The 8323-nt window shown below is 43.2% G+C and carries 4 protein-coding genes; 1 reads left to right on the top strand and 3 read right to left on the bottom strand.

Features of this window, described 5'->3' with window-relative positions; genetic code table 11:
• The first annotated feature begins 91 nt into the window (after nucleotides 1-91).
• Nucleotides 92-3220: a CHAT domain-containing tetratricopeptide repeat protein gene (locus Q0954_RS31570; RefSeq protein WP_299465185.1), complete on the top strand. Its 3129-nt coding sequence runs from the start codon at nucleotides 92-94 to the stop codon at nucleotides 3218-3220.
• Between the two features lie 10 nt (nucleotides 3221-3230).
• Here the strand turns inward: Q0954_RS31570 and Q0954_RS31565 are convergent, their stop codons facing one another.
• The 3 genes from Q0954_RS31565 to Q0954_RS31555 form a co-directional block, all read right to left on the bottom strand.
• On the bottom strand, nucleotides 3231-6791 hold the full coding sequence (locus Q0954_RS31565) for a leucine-rich repeat domain-containing protein (protein ID WP_299465183.1): 3561 nt from the start codon (nucleotides 6789-6791) through the stop codon (nucleotides 3231-3233).
• A gap of 28 nt (nucleotides 6792-6819) precedes the next feature.
• Nucleotides 6820-7152 (bottom strand): cyclic-phosphate processing receiver domain-containing protein, encoded by a 333-nt coding sequence (locus Q0954_RS31560; protein ID WP_299465180.1) that lies wholly within the window; start codon nucleotides 7150-7152, stop codon nucleotides 6820-6822.
• Between the two features lie 841 nt (nucleotides 7153-7993).
• Nucleotides 7994-8323, bottom strand: a 330-nt coding sequence (locus tag Q0954_RS31555; RefSeq protein ID WP_299465177.1) for a leucine-rich repeat domain-containing protein, incomplete at its 5' end; no start/stop codon positions are given.

The following is an 8323-nucleotide window of genomic DNA, read 5'->3' as shown; positions in this document are numbered from 1 at the left end:
GGGCGCAAAAAATAGCCTCGTCTCAAAACAAAACCTCTACCTCAAGAATGGTAATTTAATTTCTCACCATTCCTAACAAACTCCTGCTCCCATGAAATATTTAAGTTTATTGTTTGCCTTTATGCTGACAACCCCTGGCTTGTTTGCCCAACTAGATGTGGACAAACGTATACATTTAGCTGATTCGCTGTTTGATGATCGGGGTGACTATAAGCAGGCGTTAGATTATTACTATCCACTGATTGACGATTTTGCCCGGAAGGGTGACCGTAAGCGCCACGTTATTTACCAAATCAAGGTGATACAGTGTCATTATTTATTATCGAAGTATGACACGGCGTTAAAAATTGCCCATACATTACTCAAAAGTTTGCCTAAAAGCCTGCCACGCAAGTTTCTCTACGAAGGCGAAGTAAAAACCCTGATGGGAGAAATTTATTACAAAAAAGGAGAATATGAAGTAGCAAAAAAAAGCTTGCACCAAGCCTGGAAAGTGCTTAAATATGAGTTCGGAGCCGAGGTGCAGCTTTCTACAGTGTATACCGTCCTGGGGTTTGTACACGAGGCTTTAGAAGAGTTTAACCTTGCCTTTAGGTATTACAAAAAAGCGTTGAAGTTAAGAAAACGGGTTTTGGGTAAATACAACCAAGCTACTGCATCGTCTTATGCCGACCTTGCCAATCTTTACTTTGCTCAGGGAGATTATATAGTGTCTATTGGCTACGACAAAAAAGCCTTGGGCATCAAAAAACAGTTGTACGGGGCACATCATCCCGAAATAGCCTTGTCTTACAACAATATGGCAAGCACTTATAATACTTGGGGCAACTACGGCAAAGCACTGAAATACCACCAGAAAGCCCTTGCCATCCGCGAAAAAGTATTTGGTCAATGGCATTTAGACGTGGGGCAGTCATACCATAACATTGGCTATACCTATATGCAAAAAGGCGCTTACAACCTTGCCCTGGAGTATTACCAACGTTATAAAACTATTTTACAAAAGCTGACTGGCAAACACCACCCACACCTGAGCTCAATATATACCAATATAGGTACAGTGTATGTAAAAAAACGACAATATGAAAAGGCGCTCGATTATTTTGAAAAAAACCTTTGGTTGTTGCGCAGCGCTTATGCCCGGCAAAACAGCCATTTTGCCGAGGCTTACCATAACTTTGCCTACGTGTATCGCCTCAAAAAAGACTACCAACTGGCATTGACTTACTCTCAGAAAACCCTGGACATTGCCCAACAAGTGTTTGGCAAACCTCACTTATATACCGCACGTGCTTTTTTGAACATGGGCAGGGTATACGCCCAACTGCAAAAACCAACCCTTGCCAGCCAGTATTTTAGCAAGGCAATTTATATTCTAAAGCAGGTATTTGGTCATAAATCGTCTCTGTTATCGGTAACCGCCCATGAACTGGGCAAGCTATACCTGAGCCAACAAAACTACACCAAGGCATTGCCGTATTTGCACAAAGCCTTGGTGTATGGGGTGCCCCGTTTTAACAAAGTGCTTGAGCTCAAGTCGTTGCCTGCGCTCAAAGACTGCCCTTTAGATCCTTTTCTGGTAAAAATACTTGCCACAAAAGCACAGTGTTTTTATCAAATGTATGAGGCAAAGGCAAACCCCCTATACCTCAATCAATCTATTGCTGCTTATGAGTTGGGCTATGCCCTGCTCAAAAAAATAGGCAATTCATTCTTAAAAACAGAAGACCGGATAAATTTTAACGAAACCGTTATTGCCATAAGAGACGGAGCACTGAAAGCATACAGGCAGAAATACCAGGTGACCCAACAACCCAGGTTTTTGCGCAAAATGTTTGAGTGCAGCGAGCAGTTTAAGGCAAGTTCGTTACAAAGTGCCCTCAACTACCAGAAAGCCCTCAAAGCAGCCAATATTCCTCCTGTTTACATTATTCAAGAGCAAGGCCTGAGAATGGATATTGATTATTGGACCAAGAAGGTGTCAAACAACCCGGCAAAGGCAGCACAACACCAAGACTCATTGTTTGAGTACAACCGAAGGTATGAAGAACTCATTGCTGCCATTGAAACCAACTACCCAGCATACATGGCACGCAAGTACAAATATGAAATAGCCCAACTTGACGAAATTCAACAAAGGCTTGCCCCTCAAAGTGTGTTGCTGGAGTATAGCCTGGGCGAAAAGAGTAGCTATTTATTTATCATTACTACTACCAAGGTAGAGGTGGTGAGTTTGGCAGGCCGAAGACAACTTCAGCCGTTGCTCAATGCGTATTATGGCGCCCTTGAAAACGAAGAAAATTTGCCGAAATTTGCTCAGGCAAGCCATCGTTTATATCGGGCAATGCTGCAGCCAGCCGAGGCTTATGTCAAAGACAAAAAACGGCTAATTGTAATTGCTCCTTCGCTCGAAAGCATTCCTTTTGAGGCCATCATTAGCCAACCACCTTCTGCCCAACAACTTAAGCTACAAAAGTTTAGCTCGCTTGCCTATTTGATCAAGCAATACCAAATCAGTTACCATTACTCTGCTACCCTATGGTACCGCAGCCTTGGGCAAACCAAAGTAAAGCCCCTTAGTTTGCTTGCTTTTGCCCCCTTTAGCGCTGGCAAACCTCAAGTGCTGAGTAACCAAACCCGGCAACTATCGGACTCTTTGCCCGAAACAGGGATAGAAGTAAGGGCTATTTTTGAAATGTTTAAACACCAAAAACTCAAAGCCAAGGCTTACCTTGCGGCTACTGCTACCAAATGGCGTTTTATGCAACAATCCAACGCTTACAGCATTATACACCTGGCCAGTCATAGCGAAGCCAACACCCGTCATGCTCACCTCGCCAAAGTAAGGTTTGCGCCCCATCCGCTGGACACTGGCAATACTTCCGGTATTTTGTACTCCAGCGAGGTCTACAACCTAAAAATTAATCCCGACTTGTTGGTGTTAAGCAGTTGTGAGTCAGGGGTAGGCAAGCTGGCAAAAGGGGAGGGGGTGCTTTCTTTGGCGCGTGGTTTTTTGTATGCAGGAGCCCGCAATATCATATTTTCTTTGTGGGAGGTAAACGATGCCTATACCCGCCAATTGATGGTCGCTTTTTATAAAGAACTCCTGGCGGGTAAAAATTACTGTGCAGCCTTGCAAGCCGCCCAGCAAACCCGCCTCAACGCCAATCAGTATTTGCACCCCAGGCATTGGGCGGGCTTTGTGATGATTGGTAGATGAGAAATCAATATCAGCCCTCTGCTTTGAGCAACCCTTTGGCAAAAGACTCTAGTTGCTGGGCAAAATAAACCCCCAAGTCATCGTTTTCGAACCGATTTTTAAAATGAGTGAATTTTTGCATCTGCTGATCAGGCACCACCTCTTCGAGCACTTCAAAATATCCTACAATATTGTTGCCTCGCAGGTAATCTATGGCTTCATCTACGCTTTGCACTACTTTCTGTGGTATGTTTGACACCAATTTGGGGAGCTTGTGGGCAGGCTTGGCTAAAAACGGGGCAAAGGCACTCACTGGGTAATACTGACCATTGTCAGCCCGTATTTCAGGGTTTTGAGGCGGATGAGCCTGTAGTTGAGCCTGGCTCACATATCCTTGCCCGTCTATGCTCCACATTGCTTCGGGGCTTTCGCCCAAAGCCAGAATATGGGCAAGCTCTTGGCGAATACGCTCCAGCAAAGGCGAATGAACCACTACCTGATCGCTCTTTACCTGTACAATTAATTCTTTAGCCGCTGGAAAAGCCTCTACCAGAGCAAGTTCTCCCTCTTGTTTCAATAAGATGCGTTGCTGCTTGATGTTGTCGTGGTGGGCAAGGTGGTAGGTACGAAGAATGAATTGCTGAATAATGGCAGCGTGTAAAAACGGCAAACGAAAGCGTACATACAAACCAAGACTTTTTGAGGGAAACAATGCCTCTTGATTGGCAATGAGTTCATCGGGCAACAGTTGGGGGGCAAGGTAAGTGCGTTGTACAAATGGAGTCCTTTCTTTCCGGTGGTCATCGCCTGTTTTATATTCATCGCCAATCTCTACACAAATCTGACAAGATTCCATAAATGACACCAACAACTCTTGCTCTTCCAGTGGTTTGCCTTGCCAGCTTAGCCCCAGATCTTTGCCCTTAAAAAATCCTTTGCCCCGGTATTCCATAAACATTCCTGTGCGGTCAAACAACGTATATACTGCCTCAATTGCCCAGCGCTGATCTAAAATAATCTGGTTGTCGAACAACCCTACCCGGTAGAAAAACACCCCGGTATGGTGCAAGTAATCTTGTACGGTGTCTATCGAATCGGGCGAAACCCCTTGCTCTATGCACAATTGGGCAAATGCTTCTCTGCTTAAGGTATGTTCAGTCTTAGCCATGTCTTCTACCGTTAGCCGAACCAGCCACCAAGCCTCTGGCAAATCGGTACAGGCTTTCTTGATTTGTTGCCGGATGGTTCGATAAAGCGCTTCTTTAAACTCTCCCATACCATTGTCGTCCTCATCGGCTTTGCTTAGCTCAGCTGCAATGGCCGTTTTTATATGGTATTTTTCCTGTAGCTTGCTCCAGCCACTGGGCAGTTTGCGTCCGTCTTTGCCAGCTTTGGTTTGTACCACCAGCACTGGGCTTTGCTTGCCCAGGGTATGGGCATAGTTGAGCCAATAGTCAAGCGGATGGTTGGCATAATGCGTCAAACTACCATCGGGTAAGGTTTCGTGGTTTTGGGGGCTATGCTGAGTTTTCCAGTCCCAAACCAATACAAATACCGCCTTGGTTTGCATAAACAACTGGTGGGTGGCATGGTAAATGTCTTGCCCACCAAAATCCCACACCTGAATTTGTACCTGGTCTAATTGCTTGCGTTGCGCAAGTTCAGGCAAAAACATTTGTCGCAATTGAATGGCGTGGGTAGAGGGTTCATCCATATCAAAGCGTTGGTCTAGCCAGCGACGCACCAAAGAAGTTTTACCCACCCGTCCGTTGCCCACCAATACCACCTTGGCTTGGTATACTTGTACCTTGCCTTGGCTCAAGTCCTGAAAATAATGGCGAATTTTGTTAGAACACTCTCCCTGGTTGTAAATTTCGGGCGGAAGCCCTTGGATAGGGTTATGGTATAAATGCAAAGAGGCAAGAGGGCAGCCATGAATTAAAGCCTTGGGGAATACCTCAATTTGATTATTTCTTAGGTCAAGGGCTTTTAAATGGGGTAGTTTTTGCAGCGGGGTCAAGTCACTAATCTGGTTATCGCTAAGGTTAATCGCCTGTAAACCATGGAGGGTCTGTAGAAGGCTTAGATCATTGATCTGGTTATTTCTAAGGTTAATCGATTGCAGGCTACCCAGGTTTTGCAGCGGGGTCAAGTCACTGATTTGGTTGTCACTGAGGTCAACTGCCTGTAGTTGGTCAAGGCATTGCAAAGAATCAAGGTGGTTGATTTGATTATTACTGAGGTCAAGTGACTGTAAGTTATTCAGATTTTGCAGCGGAGCTAAGTCACTGATTTGGTTGTTGCTGAGGTCAATCGACTCTAGGTTGGGCAAGTACTGCAAGGAAGCAAGGTGGTCGATTTGATTATTGCTGAGGTCAATTGACTGTAAATTACCTAGATTTTGTAGTGGAGCCAAGTCACTGATTTGGTTATCGCTCAGATCGATAGATTCTAGGTTAGGCAGGTTTTGCAGGGGAGTCAGGTCTTTGATGTGATTATACTTAAGATCAATAGATTGCAAGCTGGGCAAGTTTTGTAAAGGCAACAGGTTGTTGATTGGGTTGTGCCTGAGGTCAAGCGATTGCAAGCTGGACAAGTTTTGCAGGGGAGTTAAATCATTGATTTGATTGTTCCTCAGGTCAAGCGATTGCAAGTTGTTGAGGCTTTGTAAAGGAGTTAAGTCAGCAACAGGGTTATCCCTTAGAACAATCAATTGCAGGCTGTACAAGGCTTGCAACGGGGTTAAATCACTGATTTGGTTGTTTCTAAGTACCAAAGACTGCAGGCTATTCAGGTTTTTCAGAGGGTGAAGATCATCAAGCTGGTTGTTACTGAGGTCAAGCTTCAACAAACCACGCAACTTTTGCAAGGGAGCAAGGTCACTAATTTTATTATGGTGCAACGAAAGCGTAGTCAAACGGGTGAGATACTGTAGTGAGGTCAAGTCGCCAATCTTGTTGTAATGAAGTAAAAGCGTGTGCAAGTCAGTAAGGTGCTGTAATGGGGTTAAGTCTCTGACCTTGTTTTTGCTAAGCACAATAGATTGTAAGCCAGGTAATTTTTGTAAAGGAGTCAAATCTGCCACCCGGTTATCGCTCATATCAAGCCTCTGTAAATTTGCCAGGTTTTGCAAGGGCTTCAAATCGCTTATTCTATTATCGCTCAAATCAATTGCCCGCAACTCAGGCAAGTATTGCAGAAGATTTATGTCTTCAATTTTCCATTGGTTAGGCCAATGCCCGGCAATGCGTAAGTGTTCTAATGACCCAGGCATACAATCGGGCACCTGCATCAAGCTATTCTTTTCTCCTTCGTTCGAACTGGCCCTTTTTTCCCATCGATCATTCGCAGGGTTATGCTCAAACCACACATTCGAAAAATTCAAACTTTTCAAGTGGGTACATTTGCTTAACAAACCCAGCGTGGCTTCGGTACCATCCAATCCACAACGCCCCAGGTCGAGGGTAGGGGCTTGAGTGCGTATATTTTCTTCAATGAGTTGAGTAACTAATGCTTGTTTGCCCATAACTGTATGATCATTTATTACTTGCTTGACCCAACAATATAACAATCGTCGGTTATTTTTAACCATAATACCCATTACTTTTTCACTACCTCGGTTAACAGTCCAGCGACGCCAGGTAATTGTTCAACAAGCCCCTGATTTGCTCGGCTGCTACCGGGTTGGCAGAATGTACCTGGTATTGCAACCCGCACAGGTCTAACCCCGATTCATATACCAACCATTTAACAGCCGCATAGCCATCGGGTGCTACCTCACCATTGGTGTCTAAGCCTAAGTCGTTGTCAAAACTAATAAAAGCTGGCAAACCGTGTGCGCTGATATATGCCACAAAATCAGCATAAGTTCGTACCACCACAAAATTGTAGCGGATAGGGTCGTTGTATACCATGTCTACGGTACGCAGGTCATCTAAAAAAAGGTTGTACATGATTTATGATCTTTTGTTTGTAAAATCAGCAGGAATGCTCATTTTAAATAACATTTGATTATTTTTTTAGCAGTGCTCACAAAAATAGCATACGGCCTCAATTTTACTCCTCAAAAGCATAGCGCCAACTATTAACACATAAACAAAATGTATACAAACCGTTGTAAAGCCCTGCAAATTTCTATCAATTTTGCGAATATAGTTAAATGAGTAAACGGGAGAGGTTTTTCGTTACATTCCCTGGTTTATATAATTTTCAAAATTGTTTGAAAGATTCGACGCACCAATCAACTCATGTAGTTTGAGCCATTTTTCATTTTCTAAATAATTTATTATGCTATATTTTTCAGCTATATAAATTACGTCTTTATAACAAAGTTATATTTGTTTTAGGCGTAATTTTTACATTAAGTCATTGATAAACAGGTGTATAACCAAATAACAAAATCATTCGATAATAGGCCTTAGAGGTCGATTTCAGGAAGTTTCACAGTTGGTCACAACCAGCAGTACGCAAGTATTTTGCAGCCCGTCATCGAGCTTATTTGGCTTTTTGTGTTTTTATGCCAGGTAGACCCTACATTTGGTTCCTTAAGCCTTATCTACCTGAAAGTTCTGGGTGTGCTTTAGTCCATAAAATTTCTACAGCTTCAAGTCTTTAGTCCCGAAGAATTGAGGGATGAGGCTGCTCTACAAGCAACTTACCTATTTTATAATGCATTGACTTTTAATGGTTTGTGGATTGTATAGGGTGAAAGAGCTTAAATAAAATAGTATATTGGTGCTCTCCCCTACGTTCAACCTGTTTTTTGCACATCTCTAAGCTGCTGATAAACAAAACCTAAAGATAGGTATTCATCAACTTTTCTATTCTTTTTATTTCCGCTTCATCAAGGGGGTTACCTTTCCAGTGAAACTCCCGTAACCGGGATACAAGTTTTTCACAAAGATCTAGGGATGTCAGTTGATTATTGCTCAAGTCCAAGTGTTTTAAATTCACAAGTTTACCCAAGTTTTCAGGCAAGCTAGTCAATTGGGTATCACTTAAACACAGCTCTTGTAAGTTCACTAGTTCACCAATGCTTTCAGGCAAGCTAGTCAATTGGGTATTTTTTAAAAACAAGTATTTTAAATTCACAAGTTTACCCAAGTTTTCAGGCAAGCTAGTCAA

This window comes from uncultured Microscilla sp. (assembly GCF_947493425.1).
Classification (GTDB): domain Bacteria; phylum Bacteroidota; class Bacteroidia; order Cytophagales; family Microscillaceae; genus Microscilla.
The sequence above is the reverse complement of the archived record's forward strand: the minus strand, read 5'-3'. Positions and strand labels throughout refer to the sequence as shown.

Bases quoted from the DNA above. Each gene is read 5' to 3' on its own strand.
- Q0954_RS31565 (WP_299465183.1), bottom strand. From the start codon at position 6,791: ATGGTTAAAAATAACCGACGATTGTTATATTGTTGGGTCAAGCAAGTA.
- Q0954_RS31570 (WP_299465185.1), top strand. From the start codon at position 92: ATGAAATATTTAAGTTTATTGTTTGCCTTTATGCTGACAACCCCTGGC.
- Q0954_RS31560 (WP_299465180.1), bottom strand. From the start codon at position 7,152: ATGTACAACCTTTTTTTAGATGACCTGCGTACCGTAGACATGGTATAC.